This window comes from Candidatus Palauibacter australiensis (assembly GCA_026705295.1).
Lineage (GTDB): Bacteria > Gemmatimonadota > Gemmatimonadetes > Palauibacterales > Palauibacteraceae > Palauibacter > Palauibacter australiensis.
Window position 1 is genome coordinate 1 of sequence record JAPPBA010000099.1, and the last position, 20126, is coordinate 20126.

General features: G+C 69.7%; 19 protein-coding genes and 1 pseudogene. 2 read left to right on the forward strand and 18 right to left on the reverse strand.

Features of this window, described 5'->3' with window-relative positions; translation table 11 throughout:
* Positions 1-145 precede the first annotated feature (145 nt).
* The 17 genes and pseudogenes from sucD to ndhC form a co-directional block, all read right to left on the reverse strand.
* The gene (gene sucD, locus OXN85_07665; protein ID MCY3599833.1) at positions 146-1012 is read right to left on the reverse strand and encodes a succinate--CoA ligase subunit alpha; all 867 of its coding nucleotides are present in this window, start codon (positions 1010-1012) and stop codon (positions 146-148) included.
* Positions 1012-2199 (reverse strand): ADP-forming succinate--CoA ligase subunit beta, encoded by a 1188-nt coding sequence (gene sucC, locus OXN85_07670; protein ID MCY3599834.1) that lies wholly within the window; start codon positions 2197-2199, stop codon positions 1012-1014. The genes sucD and sucC overlap by 1 nt, the downstream gene beginning before the upstream one ends.
* 96 nt (positions 2200-2295) lie before the next feature.
* Positions 2296-3663 (reverse strand): phosphomannomutase/phosphoglucomutase, encoded by a 1368-nt coding sequence (locus tag OXN85_07675; protein ID MCY3599835.1) that lies wholly within the window; start codon positions 3661-3663, stop codon positions 2296-2298.
* Positions 3663-5204 carry an NADH-quinone oxidoreductase subunit N gene (locus OXN85_07680; GenBank protein ID MCY3599836.1) on the reverse strand — a complete coding sequence of 514 codons (1542 nt, stop codon included), beginning with the start codon at positions 5202-5204 and terminating at the stop codon, positions 3663-3665. Before OXN85_07680 ends, OXN85_07675 begins: the two co-directional genes overlap by 1 nt.
* 1 nt (position 5205) lies before the next feature.
* On the reverse strand, positions 5206-6792 hold the full coding sequence (locus OXN85_07685) for an NADH-quinone oxidoreductase subunit M (protein ID MCY3599837.1): 1587 nt from the start codon (positions 6790-6792) through the stop codon (positions 5206-5208).
* Positions 6789-8927 carry an NADH-quinone oxidoreductase subunit L gene (locus tag OXN85_07690; GenBank protein ID MCY3599838.1) on the reverse strand — a complete coding sequence of 713 codons (2139 nt, stop codon included), beginning with the start codon at positions 8925-8927 and terminating at the stop codon, positions 6789-6791. Before OXN85_07690 ends, OXN85_07685 begins: the two co-directional genes overlap by 4 nt.
* Positions 8924-9253, reverse strand: a complete 330-nt coding sequence (gene nuoK, locus OXN85_07695; GenBank protein ID MCY3599839.1) for an NADH-quinone oxidoreductase subunit NuoK — start codon at positions 9251-9253, stop codon at positions 8924-8926. Before nuoK ends, OXN85_07690 begins: the two co-directional genes overlap by 4 nt.
* Positions 9250-9798 (reverse strand): NADH-quinone oxidoreductase subunit J, encoded by a 549-nt coding sequence (locus OXN85_07700; protein MCY3599840.1) that lies wholly within the window; start codon positions 9796-9798, stop codon positions 9250-9252. Before OXN85_07700 ends, nuoK begins: the two co-directional genes overlap by 4 nt.
* Positions 9795-10292, reverse strand: a complete 498-nt coding sequence (locus OXN85_07705; protein ID MCY3599841.1) for an NADH-quinone oxidoreductase subunit I — start codon at positions 10290-10292, stop codon at positions 9795-9797. Before OXN85_07705 ends, OXN85_07700 begins: the two co-directional genes overlap by 4 nt.
* Before the next feature lies 1 nt (position 10293).
* Complete coding sequence (locus tag OXN85_07710; protein ID MCY3599842.1) at positions 10294-11550, reverse strand: NADH-quinone oxidoreductase subunit H; 1257 nt, start codon at positions 11548-11550, stop codon at positions 10294-10296.
* Positions 11547-13199 (reverse strand): 2Fe-2S iron-sulfur cluster-binding protein, encoded by a 1653-nt coding sequence (locus OXN85_07715; GenBank protein MCY3599843.1) that lies wholly within the window; start codon positions 13197-13199, stop codon positions 11547-11549. Before OXN85_07715 ends, OXN85_07710 begins: the two co-directional genes overlap by 4 nt.
* Before the next feature lie 3 nt (positions 13200-13202).
* Entirely contained in the window at positions 13203-14492 is a 1290-nt protein-coding gene (gene nuoF, locus OXN85_07720) for an NADH-quinone oxidoreductase subunit NuoF (GenBank protein ID MCY3599844.1), read from the reverse strand.
* Positions 14489-15085 (reverse strand): NAD(P)H-dependent oxidoreductase subunit E, encoded by a 597-nt coding sequence (locus OXN85_07725; protein ID MCY3599845.1) that lies wholly within the window; start codon positions 15083-15085, stop codon positions 14489-14491. Before OXN85_07725 ends, nuoF begins: the two co-directional genes overlap by 4 nt.
* Positions 15082-16224 (reverse strand): NADH dehydrogenase (quinone) subunit D, encoded by a 1143-nt coding sequence (gene nuoD / locus OXN85_07730; GenBank protein MCY3599846.1) that lies wholly within the window; start codon positions 16222-16224, stop codon positions 15082-15084. Before nuoD ends, OXN85_07725 begins: the two co-directional genes overlap by 4 nt.
* A gap of 258 nt (positions 16225-16482) precedes the next feature.
* Positions 16483-16959 (reverse strand): annotated as a pseudogene (locus OXN85_07735) (NADH-quinone oxidoreductase subunit C).
* Positions 16960-17005: 46 nt separating this feature from the next.
* Complete coding sequence (locus OXN85_07740; GenBank protein ID MCY3599847.1) at positions 17006-17629, reverse strand: NADH-quinone oxidoreductase subunit B; 624 nt, start codon at positions 17627-17629, stop codon at positions 17006-17008.
* Between the two features lie 97 nt (positions 17630-17726).
* Positions 17727-18083 carry an NADH-quinone oxidoreductase subunit A gene (gene ndhC, locus OXN85_07745; protein ID MCY3599848.1) on the reverse strand — a complete coding sequence of 119 codons (357 nt, stop codon included), beginning with the start codon at positions 18081-18083 and terminating at the stop codon, positions 17727-17729.
* A 116-nt stretch (positions 18084-18199) separates the two neighbouring features.
* Here ndhC and OXN85_07750 point away from each other — a divergent pair, with 116 nt between their 5' ends.
* On the forward strand, positions 18200-19048 hold the full coding sequence (locus OXN85_07750) for an alpha/beta hydrolase (protein MCY3599849.1): 849 nt from the start codon (positions 18200-18202) through the stop codon (positions 19046-19048).
* 114 nt (positions 19049-19162) lie between these two features.
* Complete coding sequence (locus OXN85_07755) at positions 19163-19453, forward strand: BrnA antitoxin family protein (protein MCY3599850.1); 291 nt, start codon at positions 19163-19165, stop codon at positions 19451-19453.
* An 88-nt stretch (positions 19454-19541) separates the two neighbouring features.
* On the opposite strand, the gene OXN85_07760 is transcribed toward OXN85_07755, so the two are convergent.
* The gene (locus tag OXN85_07760) at positions 19542-19910 is read right to left on the reverse strand and encodes a hypothetical protein (GenBank protein ID MCY3599851.1); all 369 of its coding nucleotides are present in this window, start codon (positions 19908-19910) and stop codon (positions 19542-19544) included.
* Positions 19911-20126 lie beyond the last annotated feature (216 nt).

The window sequence follows — 20126 nt, forward strand, 5'->3', positions numbered from 1 at the left end:
AATCTGCACCCCGCTTTAGAGGGTTCGTCGGATCATGCCACCGGCCATCATCGCCCCTCGCCACTCGCCACTCGCCACTCGCCCGTGCAGACGCGAGTTCTCCACTCGTCGAGCCAAGGGTCACCAACGTCCTTAGCATCTACAGCTAGCGGTCGCGTATGAGACCCACCAGGTCGGCGGGCCGGCGGGCGACGCCGATCCCGTGGCTCTCGAAGGCGCGGATCTTCTCCTCCGCCGTCCCCTCCGAGCCGGAGATGATCGCACCCGCGTGCCCCATGCGCCGGCCGGGAGGCGCCGTCTGGCCCGCGATGAACCCGACGACGGGCTTGCTCATCTCCCGCGACACGTACTCCGCCGCCACCTGCTCGTCCGTCCCGCCGATCTCCCCGATCACCGCGACGGCTTCCGTCTCCGGATCCGCCTCGAACGCCGCCAGGCAATCGACGAAGTCCGTGCCGATGAGCGGGTCGCCCCCGATCCCCACGCAGGCGGACTGTCCGATCCCGGCCCGCGTGAGCTGAAAGATGACCTCGTAGGTGAGGGTGCCGGAACGGCTCACGATCCCGACCGGCCCCTCGCGCACGATCTGGCCGGGGAGAATCCCGACCTTGCAGCGGCCGGGGACGATGAGCCCCGGGCAGTTGGGGCCGATGAGACGCGCGCCCTTCTCCCGCACGTACGGCAGCACGCGCAGCATGTCCCCCACCGGCACGCCCTCGGTGATGCACACGATGAGCGCGATCCCCGCGTCCGCCGCCTCGAACACCGCGTCCGCCGCGAAGCGCGCCGGCACGTAGATGACGCTCGTGTTCGCCTCCGCCCCGGCCACCGCCTCCTCCACGGTGTCAAACACGGGCACGGTGTCGTCGAACGTTTGGCCGCCCTTCCCCGGGGTCACGCCGGCCACGACGCGCGTGCCGTAATCCAGCATCTGCCGGGTGTGGAACGAGCCGTCCCGCCCGGTGATCCCCTGTACGACGAGCCTCGTATCGTCTCCGATGAAGATCCCCATCAGCGGCCGCCGTCGGCGGCGCCGTCCGTGCCGCCGTCCGTGGCGCCGTTCGTGCCGCCGCCCGCGCGGCGAACAGCGGTCTCCACCGCCCGGTCCATGTCCACCATCGCCTCGAACCCCTGCGATTCGAGGATCGCGACCCCCTCCTCCTCGTTCGTTCCCGTGAGGCGGATCGTGATCGGAACCCCGAGTTCCATGCGGCCCGTCGCCTCCACGATCCCCTTCGCGACGTCATCGCAGCGCGTGATCCCACCGAAGATGTTGAACAGAATCGAGTCCACCTTCGGGTCCTCGGTGATGAGTTCGAGCGCCGCCACGACCTTGTCCGGATTCGAGGAGCCCCCGATGTCGAGGAAGTTCGCGGGCTCGCCGCCGTAGTACTTGACCAGGTCCATCGTGGCCATCGCGAGGCCGGCCCCGTTCACGCAGCACCCGACGTTGCCGTCGAGCTGGATGTAGGAGAGTTCGGCATCGCGCGCCCGCACCTCGGCCGGATTCTCCGCCTGCGTGTCGCGAAGCGCGGCGATGTCGGGCAGCCGGAAGAGGGCGTTGTCGTCGATGTTCATCTTCGCGTCGATCGCCTTCACCTCCCCGGCGGGGTTCACGATCATCGGGTTGATTTCCGCCAGCGTCGCGCCGCTCGCCCGGTACGCCTCGTACAGCTTCGCGATGATGGACGAGGCCTGCCGTGCCTGGCCCGGGTCGTCGTACAGGTGGTGGCCGAGGAGCGATGCCTGGTGGGCGAGGAGCCCGTAGCGCGGGTCCACGGCGACCTTTCGGATCGCCTCGGGCATCGTCGCGGCCACCTCCTCGATGTCGACACCACCCTCCGACGAGACCATGATCGTGTCCGCCTGGCGCGCCCGGTCGAGCACGATCCCGACGTAGGCCTCCGATGCGATGTCCTCCGCCGGCGCGACGAGCACCCGCCGCACCTCGATCCCCTTGATCTCCATCCCGAGGATGGCTTCGGCGCTCTCGCGCGCCTCCGCCGGCGTCGCGGCGAGCTTGACGCCGCCCGCCTTGCCGCGCCCCCCGGCATGCACCTGGGCCTTGACGACGACCGCGCCGCCGAAGCGTTCGGCCGCCGCCCGGGCTTCCTCCGCCGTCGCGGCGACCTCGGCCTCCGGCACCGGGATGCCGTGCCGCGCGAAGATCGCCCGCGCCTGGTATTCGTGAATGTTCATCGGATCGTCGTCATACTCCCGTTCTGGCCCCGCATGAGTCCGGCAGCCTGTGGGACAGCCGCCGCTGCCGCCGTGCGGGAAGCCTCGAATCTCGCTTCAAATCGCTGGCAGGTCGACCCCCTGACCGGCCAGGAACGTCCGCGCCACCTCCGCGATCTCCCCCAGGCGCTCCTCCGTGTCCGCCTCCACGCGCGCCACGACGGCCGGCTGCGTGTTGCTCGCCCGGATCAGCAGCCACCCGCCGTCGAACAGCACGCGCACGCCGTCGATGTCGATGACCTCGTACCGCTCGCGGAAAAAGCGCACCGCCTCCGCTACGAGGCCGAACTTCCGCTCTTCCGGGCAGTCGAGGCGCAGTTCAGGCGTCGCCGGATAGCTCGGAATCTCCGCCGCCAACTCCGATAGCCGGCGTCCCGAGCGCGACACGAGACCCGCGAGGCGGGCGGCCGCGTAGATCGCGTCGTCGGTGCCGAAGAACCTGTCCGCAAAGCAGATATGCCCGCTCATCTCACCCGCGATCGGAGATCCCCCGGCCCGCATGCGCTCCTTGATGAGCGAGTGCCCCGTCTTCCACATCACGGGAACGCCGCCGTGGTCCCGGATCACCCGGGGCAGCGCCTGCGAGCACTTCACGTCGAACACGACCTCGGCCCCCGGCCGCTCCGCCAGCACCTCCCGCGCGAAGAGAAGGAGCAGGTGGTCGCCCCGGATGATCTTCCCCTCCTCGGTCACCGCTCCGATCCGGTCCGCGTCGCCGTCGAGCCCCACGCCCAGGTCCGCGCCGGTCCCGGGCACGCGTGCCATGAGGTCCTGTATGTACTCGTCCACCGTCGGGTCCGGGTGATGGTTCGGGAAAGTCCCGTCCGACTCGCAGTAGAGGCCGTCCACGTCGATGCCCGCGGCGGTCAGGGCGCGCACCGCGACGACGCTCCCCACCCCGTTCCCGCAGTCGAGCACCATGCGCACGTCGCCCTCGACGCGTCCCCGCGCGGCGATCTCCTCCACGTAGCGGTCCAGGATCTCCGCCTCCCGCACCTCCCCGCGGCCCGACGCGAAGGCCTCCGCCTCGATCCGGTCCCGCAGGGCGCGGATCGCCGGGCCGTACAGCGCCGCGCCGTCCCGCACCATCTTGATCCCGTTGTATTCGGGCGGATTGTGGGATCCGGTGATCTGAATCGCCCCGTCCGTCCCGAACTCGATGGCCGCGAAGTAGAGGGCCGGCGTGGGGACGGTGCCGACCGTCGTCACATCGACGCCGGCCGCGCACAGCCCGCGGCACAGCGCGGCCGAGAGCGCCGGAGACGAGGGCCGGTTGTCCTGCCCGACGACGACGCGCGGCGCCGGACGGTCCGCGAGTTCGGTCCCGAAGGCGCGCCCCACGAGTTCGGCCGCCGTCTCCGTCAGGTCGTCCCCGACGATCCCGCGAATGTCGTATTCGCGGAAAATTCCGGAATGGATCGGCATCAGGGGGCCGGCGGGTCCTCGGCCTGGACGACCATGCCCGGCGCGGGCGAATCCGCGAGCGCCTCGCGCGCCCGGTCGATGATGCGGCCGGGGAAGAGGCCGCCGAGCAGGATCAGCGCCACGCACGTCCCGATCACGAGGTTGAACCCCGGCCTGGGCGGCGGCGGCGTGTGGGCGTCCTCGGGCGCCGCCTCGAAGTACATCTTCCACACCACGCGGAGGTAGTAGTAGTAGGCGACGAGGCTGGTGAGGACGAGCGTGACCGCAAGCGAGATCTCCCCCGCGTCCACCGCGGCGCGCAGCAGGTACAGCTTGCCGACGAAGCCCGCCGTGGGCGGGAAGCCCGCCAGCGAGAGGAGGAAGACGAGGAGCGCGGCTCCGAGCACCGGACGCCGCCAGCCCAACCCCCGGTAGTCGCGCACGCGCTGGTTCCGGTCGCCCCGCCCCGCCACGTGGAAGACGATGGCGAAGCTCCCCGCGGTCACCACGGTGTACGCCGCGAGGTAGAAGATCGAGGCGGAGCGGCCCAGTTCGGAGGCCGCGACCACGCCCACGAGGAGGTATCCGGCGTGCGCCACCGAGGAGTAGGCCAGCATCCGCTTCACGTCTTGCTGCGAGAGCGCGATCAAGTTGGGCACGATCATGGTCAGGATCGCCAGCCACCACACGGCGCCCTTCCACACCTCCGCCGCGCCCCCCAGGTCCACGGTCAGCACGCGCAGGAGCGCGATGAAGGCGGCCGCCTTGACCCCCGTCGCCATGAACGAGGTGACCGGCGTAGGCGCGCCGTCGTAGGCGTCCGGGGCCCACATGTGGAAGGGGACGGCGGCGATCTTGAACGCGAAGCCGATGAGCAGGAGGCCGATGCCGGCGACGAGGAGGAGGTCCCCCCCGGCCGGCGCGGCCGCGATCCGCTCGGCGGCGGTGGCGAGGCGCGTCGTCCCCGTGGCCCCGTAGAGGAGCGCCATCCCGTACACGACGAAGGCGCTCGCGAAGGCGCCCACGATGAAGTACTTGAGGCTCGCCTCGGAGGAGCGCGGGTTCTTCCGCACGAACCCCGTGAGGATGTACACGGAGATCGACATCAACTCGAGGCCGACGAAGAGGAGGATGAGGTCGCGCGCCGCGACGAGCACCATCATCCCGACGAGGGCGAGGAGGATCAGCGCGTGGAACTCCGGCGAGCGCAGCCCCTCCCGGCTCAGGTAGTCGCGCGAGAGCGACACCACGAGCAGGGCTCCGCCGCACAGGATCGTGTCCGCCGCCACGCGGAAGCCGTCGAGCGCGATCATCGCATCCGCCGGAGCGGAGGCGTCCAGGAGCCACAGGCTCGCGATGAACGCGCCCGCAATCGAGTACAGCGTGACGAGGCAGTCGACGGACATCCGCCCACCGCCGCCGGCCCCGCCTCCCGCGGCCCCCTCCGCGCCCGCAGCGCCCGCGCCACGCGCGTCCGTGCGCACGAAGGCGTCGCGCATGAGGATGAACATCGCCGCCAGCGACAGGACGACCTCGGGCAGGAGCGCGACCCAGTGATTCACGTCACTCCCCTCCCCCGCCCTGGGCGGATCCGTCGGCTTCGGCGGCCCTCCCGGCCTCGATGGACACGGCCTCCGCCGCGGCCGTGCTCGCCGACCGCGTCTCCACGTGCTCGATCAGCGCCTCCACCGAGACCCGCGTCCGGTTCAGGAAGGGCCCCGGCCACACGCCGATGAGCAGGATCAGCGCGAGGAGCGGCGCGAGGATCAGCCGCTCCCGGCGGTTCACGTCGGTGAGCGCCCGGTTCTCCTCGCGGTCGAGGCGGTTGAAGAGGACGCGCTGCACCATGGGCAGCATGTAGCAGGCCGCAAAGATCACGCCCGTCGTGGCGATGGCGGCGATCCACGGGTGCGTCCGGAACGTCCCCACGAGGATCAGGAACTCGCCGACGAAGCCGTTCGTCCCCGGCAGCCCGACGGAGGACAGCGCGACGACGACGAGCGCGAAGGCGAACACCGGCATCACCTTCGCGATGCCGCCGAAGTCCGCGATCTGCCGCGAGTGCCGCCGCTCGTACAGCATCCCGATGAGGAGGAAGAGCGCCCCCGTCGAAATCCCGTGGTTCACCATCTGCAGGATGCCGCCCTCGATCCCCTGCGTCGTGAGCCCGAACACGCCGAGCACGACGAAGCCGAGGTGGGCGACCGACGTATAGGCGATGAGCTTCTTCGCGTCCGGCTGCACCGCCGCCACCCAGGCCGCGTAGAGGATCCCGATCAGCCCCAGCACGAGCATCGCGTTCACCACCATCGGATCCGTCGCCGCGGCCGGGAAGAAGGGGAGCCCGAACCGGAGGAACCCGTACACGCCCATCTTGAGCAGCACCCCGGCCAGGATCACCGAACCCGCCGTCGGCGCCTCCACGTGCGCGTCGGGCAGCCAGGTGTGGAACGGGAAGAGCGGCACCTTGATCGCGAACGCGAGCGCGAACCCCGCGAAGAGCCACAGTTGCGCGCGCCGCGCGAGTTCAAGCGACACGAGGTCCTCGTAGGCGAAGCTCCACGCCCCGGAGCCGTCCTGGAAGAGCCAGGCGAGGGTCACGATCGCGACCAGCATCAGGAGCGAGCCCACCGCCGTGTAGAGGAAGAACTTCACGGCGGAATAGATCCGGCGCTCCCCGCCCCAGACCCCGATGAGGAAGTACATCGGGATCAGCATGATCTCCCAGAACACGTAGAACAGGAAGAGATCGAGGGCGACGAAGACGCCGATCATCCCCGTCGTGAGGAAGAGGAGCATCGCGTAGAAGGCGCGCTCGCGGCGCCGGATGTAGGAGAAGGAGCCCGCCACGGCCAGCGGCATCGTGAAGGTCGTGAGCAGGATCATGAGGATGGAGATCCCGTCCAGGCCCACCGCGTAGGAGATTCCCCACGCCTCGATCCACGGGATGGAGACGAGATTCTGGAACCCCGGCTCCGCCGTGTCGAAGGTCCAGAAGAGCGGCAGCGAGAGCGCGAACAGGACAAGCGTCGTCGCGAGGGCGATGGTCTTCGCGCGCGCCTCCGGCGCCACGAGGCAGGCGGCGCCGCCCACGAGGGGGAGCACCACGAGCGCGGTCAGGATCCAGTGCCCGTCGTAGAAGGCCGTCACGAGAGCACCCCGAGGACGAGCAGGGCCCCGAGCATGAAGGCGACGAGGTAGGTCGTCACCCGGCCCGTCTGGAGCTGTCCCCCGGCCCAGCCGAGGAGGCGGGCGGCGCGCCCCGCGCCGTTCACCGCGCCGTCGATAATCCCCGCGTCCACGATCCGCCAGCAGGCGCGCCACAGGGCGAGCGAGGGGCGGACGATCGCGCGGTCGTACAGTTCATCCACGTACCACTTGTCGTGCAGCACGCGGGCGAAGCCGGTCGGCGCCGCCGCCTCCGCCTCCGTCGGCACCGGCTTCGGCGACAGGACGCGGACGGTCCCCACGACGGCCGCGATCGCGATGGCGGCGGAGATCACCGCCCACAGCGCCTCGCCGCCCCCGACGGGCGACCGGTACTCGGGCGCGAAGCCGTGCGCCTCCTTGACGGCGATCGCCGGCGCGAACACCGGCTCCAGCCAGTGGTGCAGCCACTCGACGGTCGGGAGCAGCGGCAGCGCCTCGGGGATGTTCGCCCATCCACCCACTACCGAGAGGACCGCGAGCACCGCCAGCGGCGCCCACATGACGGCGGGCACCTCGTGCAGCTTCCGTCCCGCTTCCGCCGACCCCTCGTGGCCGAAGGTCCGGTTCCCCCCGTGGAAGGTCATCACCATGAGCCGGGCCATGTACACCGCCGTGAGCAGCGCGGTGGCCAGCGCCACGCCCCACAGGATCGGGTATCCGTACGCCCCCGAATACCAGATGATCTCGTCCTTCGAGAAGAACCCGGCCAGCGGCGGCACCCCCGCGATCGCGAGCGTCGCGACCCACATGAAGACGAACGTGCGGGGCATGAACTTCCGGAGCCCGCCGTGGTTCCGCATGTCGTTCGGGTCGCCGTGCGCGTCTCCGTGCCCGTCGCCGTGCGCGTCTCCGTGCCCGTCGCCATGCTCGCCGTCGCCGTGCCCGTCTCCGTGCGCCCACGCGTGGTGCACGGCGTGGATCACGGCCCCCGCACCCAGGAAGAGGAGCGCCTTGAAGAAGGCGTGCGTCATCAGGTGGAAGACCCCGGCCGTGAACGCCCCCACTCCGACGGCGAGGAACATGTAGCCGAGCTGCGAGATCGTGGAGTAGGCGAGCACCTTCTTGATGTCGTACTGCCGGATCGCGATCGAGGCCGCGAACAGCGCCGTCCCCGCCCCCACCGCCGCCACCACGCCCTGGGCCACGGGCGAGAGCGCGAACAGGACGCTGGTGCGCGCGATGAGATAGACCCCCGCCGTCACCATCGTCGCCGCGTGAATGAGCGCCGAGACCGGCGTCGGACCCGCCATGGCGTCGGGAAGCCAGGTGTGGAGCGGAATCTGGGCCGACTTCCCCGTACAGCCGAGGAAGAGGAGGAGCGTGATGCCGGTGACGAGCGCGCCGCCGTACGCCAGCGTCCCATCCGCCGCCTCGAGGACGGGAATGAAGTCCAGCGTCCCGAAGGCCATGAAGACCAGGAACATGGCGACGAGGAAGCCCGCGTCGCCGATCCGGTTCATGATGAACGCCTTCTTGCCCGCGTTCGCGTAGTCCCGGTTCTCGTACCAGAAGCCGATGAGCAGGTATGAGCACAGCCCCACGCCCTCCCAGCCCACGAACATGAGCGGGAAGCTGGCCCCGAGGACGAGGACGAGCATGAAGAAGACGAACAGGTTGAGATACGAGAAGTAGCGGGAATAGCCGGGATCGTCGCGCATGTAGCCGACGGAATAGATGTGGATCAGGCTCCCGACCCCCGTCACGATCATGCACATCAGCATCGAGAGCTGGTCGAACTGGAGGTCGACCCCGATGCGGAGGTCCCCGGACACGATCCAGTTCCACAGGCCGACGACTTCGGCGCCGTGCAGATCCGCGCCGCTCATCGCGATGAAGTTCACGAGGACGACGGCGAAGCTCCCGAGCAGCGCCGCGGGGCCGACGATCGTCGGGATCCGCTTGTCGTCGCGCCACAGGAAGGCCCCGACCCCGTTCGCCGCCGCCCCGAGCAGCGGGAGGGCGAGGATGAGCCATGGAAGCACCGGCTGGAACCCGGCCGCCGCGCCCTCCTGCCCCGCGAGGGCGGCGGCGCCGGCCGAAAGCGGTCCGGGGCCCGCCAGCGCGCCGAGGCTCACCACTTCAGGAGCCGGAAGCGGTCGAGGTCCACGACTTCATAGTGCCGGAAGATCGCGATGATGATCGCGAGCCCCACGGCGGCCTCCGCCGCGGCCACGGCCATGACGAAGAAGACGAAGATCTGCCCCTCGATCCCGTGCATGCGCGAGAAGGCGACGAGCGACAGGTTCGCGGCGGTCAGCATCAGCTCGATGCACATGAAGACGATGATCGCGTTGCGCCGCAGCAGGACCCCGATCACGCCGATCGAGAACAGGATCGCGCTCACGAAGAGGGCGATGAGCCCGTTCAGGCCGAGGGCAGCCGTCATGCCCGCCTCGTTCATGTCCGCTCCCTCTCGCTCACGCCCCGCTCCCTGCGCGCCAAGAGGATCGTCCCCACCATGGACACGAGCAGGAGGACGCCGGTGACCTCGAGCACGATCGTGTACTCCGTGAAGAGCGGCCGGGCCACGACGCCGACGACCCCCTGCTCCGCCGCGGCGTCGCGCAGCGCGCTGCCCGCGACCTCCACGACCGGCCGGGCGTCCGTGCCGCCCACGAAGAGGCGCGTGAGCACGCCGAGGAAGGCGATGGAGATCGAGCCGCCGATGAGCCCGCCCACCGGCCCCCGCAGGTCGCGCCAGTCCGCGTGCCCCAGGTTCAGGAGCATGAGGACGAAGAGGAACAGGACCATGATGGCCCCGCCGTACAGGATCACGTTGATCGCCGCGATGTAGTGCGCGTCCAGCATGAGGAACATGCCCGACGTGGCGAAGAACACGCCGACCAGGAAGATCACGGCGGAGACCGGATTCCGGCGCGTGACCATGATCACCGCGCCCAGAATCGCGCCCGCCGCGAAGGCCTGGAAGAGGAAGTCCTGGATCACTGCGACGCCGGGTCCTGCGGATCCCACAGCGCCGTCACGGGGTGCTCCTGCTCGACGAGCCGCTCGAGGTCGTACACCCAGCGCTCGCGCGAGTACTCCGCGTTCTCGTAGTGCACGCCGAGGTGGATCGCCTCCACCGGGCACACCTCCTGGCAGTAGCCGCAGAAGATGCAGCGGAACTCGTCGATCTCGTAGATCGCCGCGTAGCGTTCGCCGCTCTCGTCCTCCGCCGGCACCAGCTTGATGCAGTTCACCGGGCACACGGTCGGGCACAGGCCGCAGGCCACGCACTTCGCCCGTCCGTCCTCGTGCACCGCCATGCGGTGCGTCCCGCGCGTGCGAGGCGCGAGTTCCCACTTCTCGTCCGGGTACTGCTGCGTCTTCTTGTTCGGGCTCAGGAGGTGCCGCATGGTGATCGACATCCCCTTCGCCGCCGCCCGCACGTACGAACTCTCGGCGCGCGGCCGCTCCACGACCTTCACGTCTCCAGGCATCCTACCCTCCCTGGCCCGCGGCATCGCCGCCGGCCGACTTCGACCCCTTCGCTCCGCCGCGGATCAGCGTTCCCCGGTCCATGGCGAAGAAGAGGGCCCCCGCGAGCGCAAGGTTCACGAGGAAAAGAACGAACGCGTACCAGCCGCCGGCCGGGATCCCGACCGCCTCGATGCCGAGGATGACGAAGGCGATGACGAGGATGTAGACCGTCACCGCTTCCAGCATGAACTTCCAGCCCAGGTCCATGAGCTGGTCGTAGCGGAAGCGAGGCAGCGTCCACCGAATCCAGACGAAGACGAGTACGAGCAGCGACGTCTTCACGCCGAAGGCGCCAAGCGTGAGCAGCGTCTTCCACCACGTCGGCTCCCCGATCACGGTCCCGTCGGAGAGCACGCGGATGTTGTCCCCCTGCCAGAACGGGATGTCCCACCCGCCGAGGAAGAAGACCGTGACGAGCGCGGCGACCGTGATCACGTGCGCGAACTCGCCGATCATGAACATCGAGAACTTCATCGCCGAGTACTCCGTGTGGTATCCGGTGATGAGTTCGGCCTCCGCTTCGGGCATGTCGAACGGGAGGCGGTTCGTCTCCGCGAGTCCCGACACGAAGAAGAAGAAGAGACCGACGAGGAGCGGAAACACGAACCACGTCGCGTACGTCGCCGGCCCCGCCGTGAACGTCTGCTGCATGGAGACGATCTCCGGGGCGCGCACGTCGCCGGTCAGCAGGATGAGCGGGACGAGGCTGAGCGCGAGCGCCACCTCGTAGCTCACCATCTGGGCGGAGCCGCGCAGGCCGCCGAGCAGCGAGTACTTCGACCCGGAGGCCCAGCCGCCCATCGCGACGCCGTACACGCCGATCGAGCCGATCGCGAGCACGTAGAGGAAGCCGATCGGCACGTCCGCCACGATCATCTCCACGAGTCCCCACTGCGTGGGCAGCGGGGAGGCGAAGGGGATGACGGCGAACAGGATCGTGGCCGGCAGGATCGCGAGGACGGGCGCGAGGAGGAAGAAGGGCCGGATCGCCTGCTCCGGCATCGTCTCTTCCTTGAGGAGGTTCTTGAGCCCGTCGGCGATGACCTGCAGGAGTCCCCACGGGCCGACGCGGTTCGGGCCGCTCCGGTCCTGCATGAAGCCGCACACCTTGCGCTCGAAGATCGTGGCGAGCATGACCGCGAGCATCAGCACCGTGAAGAAGAGCAGCGCCTTCCCCACGGTGGCGAGTGCGAAGGCGGCGCCCGTGACCGGGTTCACGCGTCGGCCTCCGCGGCGCCGGCGGCTTCAGCGGCCGCGCCGGCGGCCGGGGCGCCCTTGAGCCCGATCCCGTCCCACGTCAGGCCCGCGAAGGCCGGAGCCTCCGCCGCCATCCGCTCGAACGCGCCGCGCACCCCGTTGACGGCCTCGCCGTCTCCCAGGCGGGCGAGCACGCGACTCAGCACCATCCAGCCCGGGCGGGCCAGCCCCGGCGGCCTCAGCGCCTGGTGGAAGCGCTGCACGCGGCCCTCGAAGTTCGTGAACGTGCCGTCCATCTCCGCGAAGGTCGCGATCGGGAGCACCGCGTCCGCGTTGCGCGCCGCGCCCGGCAGCCGCGTGCCCAGGTAGAGGAAGAAATCGGCCGAGGCGCCGAAGTCCTCGCCGGCGCCCTCGAGGTCGTCATCGAGCACGACGAGCGCCCCGCCCGCCGGGCCGCCCCCCGCCGAGCTCCCGCCCGTCGAGCTCCCGCCTGCCGAGCCGTTGGGGAGCGCATCCACGCGGCGGCCGCCGAAGATCCCGGCGCCCGCGACGTTCGCGGCGCGGTCCGCCCGCAGCTTGAGCGTCGGCACCGTGGGGAGCGCGGCGGTCTCGCCCTGCGCGACCCGGAATGCGGCGTCCGCAACCCCGAGCCGTTCGAGGAGCCGCTGCACGTAGAACAGGTTCTCGTTCGAGGCGTCCGGGGACACGACCGCGCTGCCGCCGGGCGAGCCGAGCGCGTCGATCTTCTCCGCCACCCAGTCGAGCGCCGTCGCCCAATCCACGGGCCGAAGTCCGGCGTCGCCGTCGCGGATGAGCGGCACCTCGGCCCGCACGCCGCGGTTCGTCATCACGAGGTGCCTGCGGCCGTAGTCGCACATCCACCAGGAGTTGACCGCCGCGTTGTGGCGCGGCTTCACGCGCACGATCTGGTTCTCCTTCGTGTCGATCGTGACGTTGCAGCCGGTCGGGCAGCCCGGGCACACGCTCGCGGTCGCGTCCATGTCCCAGGCCCGCGCCTTGAACACGAAATCCTCGTGTACGAGGGCGCCGACGGGGCACACATCGACGATGTTCCCCTGGAAGGGGTTGTCGAGTTCGCGCCCCGGGAAGGTGTCGATGAAGGCCTTGTCCCCGCGCTGGGCGACGATGAGCGAATCGTCCTCGGCGACGTCGCGCATGAAGCGCACGCAGCGCGTGCAGATGACGCAGCGGTCCGCGAAGTAGAGGATGTCGTCGGAGATGCGGTCGCGCCCCATGATCCGCTTGGGCTCGTCGACCCGGCTCTCGAGCTGGTTCGTGACGTAGGCGTAGTCCTGGAGCATGCACTGCCCCGCCGCGTCGCAGATCGGGCAGTCGAGCGGGTGGTTGACGAGCAGGAACTCGATGACCGACTGGCGGGCCGTGCGCGCCGTGTCGCTCGCCGTGTTCACCACCATGTCGTCGGCCGCCTGCAGCGTACACGAGGGCTCGAGCTTGGGACGGCCCTCGACCTCCACGAGGCACATGCGGCACTGCGCCGGCCGGGTGGGGATGCCCGGATGGTAGCAGTAGCGCGGCACGACGACGCCCACGTGCTCCGCCGCCTCGATGACGCGCGTGCCGCTCGGGACCGTGACCTCGACCCCGTCGATCGTGAGCGTGACCGTCGCCTTCGCGCCGTTCTCAGCCATGCCTCACCCCGCCGCGACCAGAGAAGGCTTCATCAGCGCCTCGTAGTCGGCGCGGAACTTGTCGAGCGAGGACTCGAGCGGGAACACGACGCTGTCCGCCAGCACGCAGATCGTGCGGCCCGTCATCTGCTCGCACAGCTCGTACAGCGTGTCGATGTCGCTCGGGCGCCCGTCCCCCGCCTCTATGCGCTGCAGGATGCGCACGACCCACGACGTGCCCTCGCGGCACTGCACGCACTGGCCGCACGACTCGTGCGCGTAGAACTGGGCGATCCGCCGCATGGCCGCGACGATGTCCGTGTCCTCGTCCATCACGATCGGCGAGGCGGTGCCGAGCGCGCTTCCCGCCTCCGCCAGCCCCTCGTACGTCGTCGCGCAGTCGAGTTCGTCTCCGCTCAGGAACGCGGTGGACGACCCGCCCGGGATCACGGCCTTCACCGGCTTGCCCGAGGGCGTGCCGCCGCAGGCGTCGAAGATGATGTCGCTCAGCGGCAGACCCAGCGCGAACTCGTAGTTGCCGGGCCGCACGAGGTGGCCCGAGCAACTCCACAGCTTGGTGCCCGGCGACTGCTCGGTCCCCCACTGCCGGTACCAATCCGCCCCGTTCTCCAGGATCATGGGGACCGCCGCGAGCGTCTCGACGTTGTTCACCGTCGTCGGCATCCCGAACGCCCCGGCCTGCGCCGGGAAGGGCGGCTTCGCCCAAGGCTCCGCGCGGTTCCCCATGAGCGAGTTCATGAGGCCGGTCTCCTCGCCGGCGATGTACGCCCCGGCCCCGGCGTGGATCGTCACGTCGCACGACCAGGACGAGCCTAGGATCCCCTCCCCCGCGAGCCCGTGCTCGTACGCCTCGACGACCGCGGCGTTCAGCACCTCCGTCTCCTCGAAGAACTCGCCCCGCACGTAGATGTAGGCGTGCTCCGCCCCGATGGCGCGCGACGCGATCAGGCAGCCCTCGATGAGGAGGTGGGGGGTCCAGCGGATGACCTCGCGGTCCTTGAAGGCGCCGGGTTCGGACTCGTCCGCGTTGCAGCACAGGTAGTGCGGCTTGCCGTCGTCCTTCGGCATGAAGCTCCACTTGAGGCCCGTCGGGAAGCCCGCGCCGCCGCGCCCGCGGAGGCCGGAGGCCTTCACGACCTCGGTGATCTCGGCGGGCGGCATGTCGAGCGACCGCCGGAGCGCCTCGTAGCCGCCCCGGGCTCGGTAGCCGTCGAGCGTGCGCGCCTCGGCCTCGCCCTGGTGCCGCGAGAGGCGCGTCGTGACCTCGAGATCGCTCCGATGCGGGAAGCTCATGCGCCGCCTCCCGCTTCCGGTCCGCCGGCCGCGGCGCCATTTCGCGCGCCGCGCAGCTTCGCCACGATCTCGGGCACGCGCTCCGGCGTGACGTCCTCGAGGTAGCGGTCGTTGACCTGGACGACGGTGGCGAAGCCGCACGCGCCGAGACACTCCGCCTCGATCACGGTGAACTCGCCATCCTCCGAGACCTCCCCCTCCCGCGTCCCCGTCTCCGCGAGGAAGCCGCGCAGCACCTCTTCGGCCCGGTTCAGGTGGCAGGAGATGTTCGTGCACACCTGGACGAAGTGACGCCCGACCGGGTGCTTGTTGTACATCGTGTAGAAGGTCGCGATCGAGTGCACGTAGGCCGGCGTCAGCTCCAGCGCCTCGGCGACCTCGACCATGTCCGCGGGCTCGATCCACCCCTTCACCGACTGCACGAAGCCGAGCATGGGGAGGAGCGCCGCCTGCTTCGTCGGATAGCGGGAGAGGGCCGCCTCCAGCCGGTGTTTCCCCTCCTCCGTCTCGAAGATCGGACCGTCGAAGGTCTCCCGCGCCGTCAACTGGAAGGGCTGCGCGCCGACGACCGCGGGGTGGATGCGCCGGCTCACCGGTCGATCTCCCCGAGCACGACGTCGAGCGAGGCGTTGATCGCAACGACGTCCGCGACGAGTTCGCCCCGCACGAGTTCGGGGAGCGACGCGATATTGATGAACGAGGGCCCCCGGAAACGGCAGCGGACGGGCTTCGTGCCGCCGTCGGAGATGATCCCGAACCCCAGTTCGCCCTTCGAGCTTTCGATGGAGTACCACGTCTCGCCGGCCGGCACGCGGACGCCCTCCATCACGAGCTTGAAGTGCGAGATCATGGTGTCGATCGACCCCATCGCCTCGCCCTTCGGGGGCAGGACGATCCGGTAGTCGTCGATGTTGATCGGGCCTCCGGGAAGCCGGTCCAGCGCCTGCTCGATGATGCGGACGCTCTGCCGCATCTCCTCCACCCGCACGAGGTAGCGGTCGTAGACGTCGCCCTCCGTCCCCACGGGCACGTCGAAGTCGTACTCCTCGTAGCCGAGATAGGGGCGCGCCTTCCGCACGTCGTAGGCCACGCCGCTCGCGCGGAGCGTGGGGCCGGTGACGCCGTAGCTCACCGCCTTGTCCGCGGAGAGCACCCCGATGTCCATCGTGCGGCCCTGCCAGATCGCGTTGCGCGACAGGAGCCGCTCGACCTCGTCCAGCGTCTCCGGGAAGGTCGCCGTGAAGTCGCGCGTCGCCGCCGTCCAGCCCACGGGCAGGTCCGCCATCATCCCGCCCACCCGCGTCACGGAGGTCGTGATCCGGCCCCCCGTGTACGCCTCGTGCAGGTTGTAGATCCGCTCGCGCTCCTGGAAGGTGTAGAGGAAGACGGAGAAGGCGCCGATGTCGATCGCCGTCGTCCCCAGCCACAGGAGGTGGCCGAGGATGCGGTTCAACTCGCCGAGGATGACGCGGACGACGCGGCAGCGCTCCGTGATCTCGACGTCGAGGAGCGCTTCGACCGCCCCGGCGTAGCCGATGTTGTAGAGCATCGGCGCGAGGTAGTCCATGCGGTCCGTGTAGGGGACGCACTGGTTCCACTCGCGGAACTCGCACGTCTTCTCGAAGCCCGTGTGCAGGTACCCGATGTGGGGGGAGCAGCGCACAATGCGCTCGCCATCGAGCTGCAGCACGAGCCGCAGGACGCCGTGCGTGGCGGGGTGCTGCGGCCCCATGTTGATGAGGATCGGTGCGCCCTCGAGCGCGTCCTCGGGCTGCTCGTCCGGGCTCACGTCGCGGATGCCGCCGAGCGCTGCGCTCTCCCCGGCGCTCCCCTCTGTGCCCTCCCCCGCGCGCTCCGACGGCTCCCGCACCTCCCCGTCGTCGGTGACGGCGTAGCCCGCCAGCTCCAGCTCCTCGACGGCGTACATGTCGATGAGGTCGCGGGAGAGCGCGCGGCTCACCTGCGCGGAGCGGCTGAAGCGTCCGCGAAGCGGAAAATCCTTCCGGAGGGGGAAGCCCTCCTCGTAGTTCTCCGGCATGAGGATGCGGCGGAGGTCCGGATGGCCGCGGAAGCTCACCCCGTACATGTCCCACGCCTCGCGTTCGAGCCAGTCCGCGGCGAGCCACTGGTCGGTGACGCTGTCCAGCTCGAGGTCATCCATCGGCACCTCGCACGCGACCCGGAGCTGGCGGCCGTGCGCCATGGACCAGAGCTGGTACCAGATCTGGATCGGGGCTCCGATGCCGCCGTGCGCCCCCATGAGGTCCGCGAGCAGGTCGTACGCCTGGTCGGGCGTCTCGCGGAGGAAGCGGAGCGCCTCGGCGTTGATGCCGGGGTCGATCCACACCACGGGATAGCCGAGCGCGTCGCGCTCCACGCGCCGCACGCCCTCTCCGAAGCGCTCGCGGAGGGCGCGGACCGAAGGATGGCCCGCCGCCTCCCCGTCGGGGGACGAGCCCCGCACCATGCGCGGAGGCGCGGTCGTCGCGGTCGTCAACGGCGGAGCGCCCCGCTCAATCCCGGTGTTCCAGGCGGCGTTCGCGCCGGTCGCGAGACCGGGCCAGCGCGGAGGTCGGGCCGAGCCCGCTCATGCGGTTCTGGTTCGTCGAGTTGCCGAAGGGCTGGGCGACGAGTTCGATCGTCTCCGGCGGCAGATTCGGGCGCCCGACGGCTTCGGGGGCTTCGTCCCGCGCCCGGGGATCGGCCAGCGACTCTCCCTTGATCTTCTCCTGGATCATGAGGAGTCCGTAGATGAGCCCTTCCGGCCGCGGCGGGCAGCCCGGGACGTAGACGTCGACCGGCACGATCGTGTCGATCCCCTGGACGATCGTGTAGTTGTCGAACATGCCGCCGGAACTCGCGCAGGCGCCCATCGACACGCACCACTTGGGCTGCGGCATCTGGTCCCACACGCGGCGCAGGACGGGGGCCAGCTTGTAGGTCACGCGGCCGGCGACGATCATCAGGTCCGCCTGCCGGGGGCTGAAGGACATGCGCTCCATGCCGAAGCGGCCGATGTCGTACTTGCTCGCGGCCGACGCCATCATCTCGATCGCGCAGCAGGCGGTGCCGAACGGCATCGGCCACAGCGAGTTGCGGCGCGCCCAGTTGATGACGTAGTCGAGCTTCGTCGTCATCCAGTTGTGCGGGATGCCGGTATCGAGCTCGTCAGGGTGCGCGCCGGGGGGGAGCGTGTCGAGCGTTCTCATCGCGTCTCCCCGCGCGGTCCCGGGTTCAGTCCCATTCGAGCGCCCCCTTCTTCCACGCGTATACGAGTCCGACGCCGAGCACCGTGAGGAACGCCGTGATCTCCACGAACCCGACCATCCCCAGTTCCCGGAAGATCGCGGCCCACGGAATGAGGAAGAGCGTCTCGATATCGAGGACGATGAAGAGCATCGCCACGATGTAGAAGTTGACCGAGAACCGCTCCCGCGTCGTCCCGAGCGGGGGAATCCCCGACTCGTACGGGCTCGCCTTCACGGGGGTCGGCCGGCGGGAGCCCACGAAGTGCGATACGCCCATCATCGCGGCCGCGTTCAGCACGCCGACCAACGCGAGGATCAGGATGCCGAGATATGGGTCGAGCAAGGGGGTTCGCTCCTCTCGTGCGAGCTTGTGAATTTCTTCACTTTCCCGCGCCGCGAAGGTATCGCGGAGGGGTATGGGCGGCAAGCGGTATTTGGCCTCGGACGCAGAGGGAGCGAGTGAGTCGAAAGCAGCCTGTGGTGCGGAATGTGGCGATCGGCGACGGCACGGTGCGCGTCGTGATTCTGGGCGGCGGACGCCCGGTCCTCTTCCTGCACGGGATCAGCGCCCACGCCCGCGCGTGGCGGCCCGTCGCCGAACGCTTCGCGGAGGAACATCCGGGGTGGGAATGTTGGCTTCCCGACCTCCCGGGCCGGGGCGCCTCGGACGCGCGGGCGGAACTCTCCTACACGCTCGACGACGAGGTGCGCCGGCTGCGCGCGGTGGTGCGGGCGCTCGCGCCGGACGGCCCCCGGCCGCGACTCGTCGCCGGGCACTCGCAGGGCGCGGCCATCGCGCTCGCCCTCGCGGAGGCGGAACCGGACATCGGCGGCCTCCTGCTCTCGAATCCGGTCACGCCGGAGATCCGGAGCCCGGCCATCCTGCGGCTGCTGCGGTCGGCCGCGGTGCGGCGGGCGGTGGGGAGCCTCCTGGCGCCGCTTCACGCGCCGCTGGGCCACCTGGTGCTCCGGCGCGCGTGCGGCCCCGCCTTCCGCGCCCCTCCGGAGCTGGTCGCCGCCTACGCGCGGCCCTGGGCGAGCCCGGCGCGCGCCCGCACCCTCCTGCGCATCCTGGCCGACTGGCGCCCGGCGGAACTCGAAGACCGCATGCCCCGGCGCCCGATCGCCGCGCACGTGGTGACCGGCGCGCATGACCCGAGAATCCCGGTCGCAGCCGCGAGGCGCCTCGCCGCCCGCCTCGACTGCGGCTTCACCGTGTCACGCGACGGCGGCCACGTCCTCACCGAACAGCACCCCCGCCTCCTGACCCGCCTCCTCGGAGAACTCGCCACCGAGGTCCGGTTGTGATAACTACAATTTGTAGGGGCCCGGAGCGTTGGTCGTGGTCACTCACACCGAGCCGTGGGCGTATCCGTCTGATCTCCGCCCGCCCCGCGTCGCGGAAGGAAAGGAGAGTCTACCATGAGCGGACGTTACGATAAGCCCCTAACGCCCGAGCAGATTGCGGCGGTGAAGGACGAGAGCATCGACTTCAGCGACATCCCGGAACTGGACGAGGAATTCTGGGAGCGGGCGGAGCTTGTCGAACCCGATCTCACCGACCAGATCACGATGCGCGTCAAACGTTCCGTGCTGGCCTATTTCAAGGCTCCGGGAAGGGGCTACCAGACGCGAATGAACCGCGTGCTCGAGAGCTACGTGCGGCACAGGACGGGAGAATCCGCCGACACCGGAGAGGGCGCGAGCCGCTGACCGCAGCAGGCAACGGGGCTACGGGATCATCGTGCCTTGGGGGGCGGTTTCGGCCTTGGAGGAAGAGCCGAGGCCGAGTCCAACTCGTTCAAGGCGCGACGAGGCCAGCTATCGCCAGCAGCTTGTCGCGGAGTTCGATGGCAAGCACACGGCGCACTTCCCATGTATCGATGCCATGGTTGTACGCGCTCCTTCGGATCGTCTTTTGCTCCTCATCCGAGTACTCGACCTGCTCGACATGATCGAAGCAGAACACCTGAATCTCATAGGCGTCCTTGCCCGCGAGGTGCTTTTCCAGCGGTACAGCGAGCCTACCGGCCCACGCAGAGGCGTCCAGCTCTTGTGAGATCCTTTTGCCGAGATCGGTCAATCGGACCGGGCTTTGTCCTGCAGAAACAGGGGTTAAGCGATCCAGGCGGGAGAAAATCTGGTCAATCTTCTTACGGATCTCCTCCATGAACTCCTTGAAGTTCGTCCTGTCGGTATCGACGGAACCCCGCCACCGGGAGTGGTCGATAAGGAACCACACGATGGCACCGGCGCCAACGAGGATGCCGATGGCAATCAGGTAGATGGCGTCATCGTGCCTTGGGGGGTGGTTGCGGCCCCGGACGAGGTGCCGAGGCCGAGTTGGGCGCCGAGGGTGAAGCGGGGGCCTGTGGTCGAGTGGTTG

What these genes read in the sequence shown, in the direction of transcription:
- sucD (MCY3599833.1), bottom strand. Translation starts at nt 1,012, where the DNA reads ATGGGGATCTTCATCGGAGACGATACGAGGCTCGTCGTACAGGGGATC.
- OXN85_07740 (MCY3599847.1), bottom strand. Translation starts at nt 17,629, where the DNA reads ATGACGACGAAGCTCGACTACGTCATCAACTGGGCGCGCCGCAACTCG.
- nuoD (MCY3599846.1), bottom strand. Translation starts at nt 16,224, where the DNA reads ATGGGGCCGCAGCACCCCGCCACGCACGGCGTCCTGCGGCTCGTGCTG.
- nuoK (MCY3599839.1), bottom strand. Translation starts at nt 9,253, where the DNA reads ATGAACGAGGCGGGCATGACGGCTGCCCTCGGCCTGAACGGGCTCATC.
- OXN85_07705 (MCY3599841.1), bottom strand. Translation starts at nt 10,292, where the DNA reads ATGCCTGGAGACGTGAAGGTCGTGGAGCGGCCGCGCGCCGAGAGTTCG.
- OXN85_07755 (MCY3599850.1), top strand. Translation starts at nt 19,163, where the DNA reads ATGAGCGGACGTTACGATAAGCCCCTAACGCCCGAGCAGATTGCGGCG.
- sucC (MCY3599834.1), bottom strand. Translation starts at nt 2,199, where the DNA reads ATGAACATTCACGAATACCAGGCGCGGGCGATCTTCGCGCGGCACGGC.
- nuoF (MCY3599844.1), bottom strand. Translation starts at nt 14,492, where the DNA reads ATGAGCTTCCCGCATCGGAGCGATCTCGAGGTCACGACGCGCCTCTCG.
- OXN85_07675 (MCY3599835.1), bottom strand. Translation starts at nt 3,663, where the DNA reads ATGCCGATCCATTCCGGAATTTTCCGCGAATACGACATTCGCGGGATC.
- OXN85_07760 (MCY3599851.1), bottom strand. Translation starts at nt 19,910, where the DNA reads ATGGAGGAGATCCGTAAGAAGATTGACCAGATTTTCTCCCGCCTGGAT.
- OXN85_07715 (MCY3599843.1), bottom strand. Translation starts at nt 13,199, where the DNA reads ATGGCTGAGAACGGCGCGAAGGCGACGGTCACGCTCACGATCGACGGG.